The organism is Kitasatospora sp. NPDC047058 (genome assembly GCF_040643935.1).
In the GTDB taxonomy this organism is placed as follows: Bacteria; Actinomycetota; Actinomycetes; order Streptomycetales; family Streptomycetaceae; genus Kitasatospora.
Window position 1 is genome coordinate 1 of record NZ_JBEYVJ010000692.1, and the last position, 2,465, is coordinate 2,465.

Annotated in this window: 1 protein-coding gene and 1 pseudogene; one reads left to right on the forward strand and one right to left on the reverse strand. The window is 77.1% G+C overall.

The features are described from left to right. Nucleotides 1–2,030: hypothetical protein (locus tag ABZ885_RS39360; protein WP_360199735.1), on the reverse strand; the 2,030-nt coding region annotated here is incomplete at its 3' end. A 40-nt stretch (nucleotides 2,031–2,070) separates the two neighbouring features. Here ABZ885_RS39360 and ABZ885_RS39365 point away from each other — a divergent pair. After that, nucleotides 2,071–2,465 (forward strand): annotated as a pseudogene (locus ABZ885_RS39365) (hypothetical protein); the annotation flags it as partial.

A 2,465-nucleotide genomic window follows, 5' to 3' on the forward strand; every position in this document is an offset into this window, starting at 1 on the left:
CGGCCTTGATCCGCCGCCGGTCCGGCCGCCGCGGCGGTCCCCGTCAGGGTCGCCCGCAGCCGGACCGCCACCGCCGGCGGCGCCGGATCGGACGGTCCACCGCGCAGGTTCTCCAACAGGTAGGCGAGTCGCCTGGTGTCCTCGACCGAGACGGCCAGCATCGGCAGCAGGTCCACAAGGGCCTGTTCGGCGTCCGGGTCGGACTCCGCGGCGGTGACCCACCTGCGCAGGGCGACCAGCCCGGAGGCGGAGCACGTCGGGTCGTTCAGGACGGCACGCCAGAGCGCGGCGAGCGACTGCCGCAGGAGGGCACCCGCGGTTCCGGGTGCGCGCTCCGCCCGGGCGAAGTGGTCGAGCAGGAGCGGACGCCCGGTGTCGGGACCGCCGTCCGTGGGGCCACAGGCGTGGACCATCGTGCGCAGGACGAAGTCCCTTTGCAGGCCCCGCGGTGGCAGCGGCAGCAGGGCCGGCCAGAGCCCGGCCGCGGTGTCGGCGGCAGCGGCCGGAGCCGGCCCCGGACCGGCCCCCTCCGCCACACCGCCGTACGGACCGGTGCCGAACCGGCCGGGGGCGTCCTGGCCGGCGGCGTCCTGGCCGGCGGCGCCCTGGCCGGCGGCGAGCAGCAGGGCCGCAGCGGACTCGGCGAGCTCGTCCAGCTCCTCGGGCCACCCGGCCGCCGGCTTCCCGCGCTTCTCCAGTGCCCGGACCGCGGCCACCAGGGCGGTCACGGCCTCGCCCGGGAAGGAGTCCCCGACCAGGGCGTAGGTGCGGACGGCGGTCCGGCGCAGCCGGTGGTCGTCGTCGGTGCACCAGTCGCGGAGGATGCGGGGCACGTGCGGCGTGTCCAGGTGGTGGGCCAGGGCCAGCGCGTTGGCGGCGGCGAGCCGGGCGCGGAACCGCCGGTCCGCCGCCCACGGGCGCACGAGGAGCGCCATGGCCGACGGGAGGTCGGTCCGGGCGAGGACGGCGGCCGTCGAGGCGGCCCGGGTCCGGACCAGCGGGCGCGGGTCGTCGGCGAGCCCGCGGAGCCACGTCACCAGCGCCGGGCGGGCCGACGGGTGGCCGATCCAGACCTCACGGAGCAGCGTGAGGGCGGTCAGCCGGTCGCGGAACTGGATCTTGGTCTGGCGCACCGGGCCCCACTCCGTCTCCTCGGTCTCCTCGTACCGGTCGGCCTGCGCCCGCTCGATCCGCTGGGCGCTCGACGTGCCGAAGACGGGGATGCGGGCCGGCTCCGTCGGGTCCTCGATCCGCTGCAGCAGCCCGAAGAGGACGTCGCTCAGCTCGGCGGTGAGCGGGTACGGGGCCTCGTCGAAGGCGGCCAGCGCGATGAGGAACGCCTTGTCGTGCAGGGACTGTTCGGCGCTGTCGAACCAGTCCCGGACCTGCTGCTCGGCCGCGTAGTGGCCGAACCCGGCGAGTCCCTCCAGGGTGAGCGTGCCGCGTGCGTACGCGGCGATCCGGTCCGCGAGGGTGGCCAGTTCCGCCACCGGCCGCCGGTGGCCGAGGACGGACCGGACCGCGGGCAGGCCGAGGAGCTCCTCGACCCCGTGGCCGGCGAGGTCGCGCCCCCGCAGGTGCCCGCGCAGCAGCCGGGCGGGCTCGGGCGGCTGCCACGGGACGTGCCCGATGCCGCCGTGCAGCACGGGGTGCGGCCCGACCACGATGACGAGGTGGCCGCCGACCGCGCGCAACTTCTCGCTCAGCCCGCGCAGATGGTGCTCGCGCAGCGGCCGCTCGGGGCTGGTGGCGAAGTCCGCGAGCAGGTGGCCGCAGCCCTCGCGCAGTTCCCCGGCCAGCCTGCCGGGCGTGAGGGCCGGGTCGAGCGCCCGGTACGAGGTGGAACCGACGGTGCGCAGCAGCATCAGGGCGGCGGAGCCGCGGCCGGTGGCCGCCGGGCCGGAGATGACGGCGACGCGGTGCTCCCGCAGCTGGGCGAGCGCCGTGCCGAAGGGGCCGCCGGGGCGACCAGGCGCCGGGGCCGGCGTCCTCGGCGGGGCCCGCCCCGGGCGCCCCGGGCGTGCCGTCACCGGGCGTGCCGTCACCGGGCTCGTCCCCCGGGCCGGCCGGGTGGACGAAGTGCAGGGCGAGCGCCTCCACCTCGGCGGCGGGGATCTCACCGGACCGTTCCTCGCCGTCACCGCCCAGGTGGTACTCCACCTTGCTGCCGCCGAGGATGACGTCGCCGGTGACGTGCCCGCCGCTCACCCCGTGCTGGTCGCCGCCGACCAGGGAGCCGCCGAGGCGGGCGGAGTGGCCGAGCAGGATGCCCGGGGTGTGCCGGTACAGATCGCGCCGCGAGTCCCAGGCGTGCTCCTCGGAGGCCTCGGCGCCGCCCTCGGGATCGTCCGGTCCGGCCGGTGGCCCCCACTGATGAATCTCGCCCTGTGCCTGATGAACACCAGACGGCCGCTCTCCAAGAAGGAGCTGCGGGAGTCCATCGAGGCGTACCGCGAGGCCTGGCA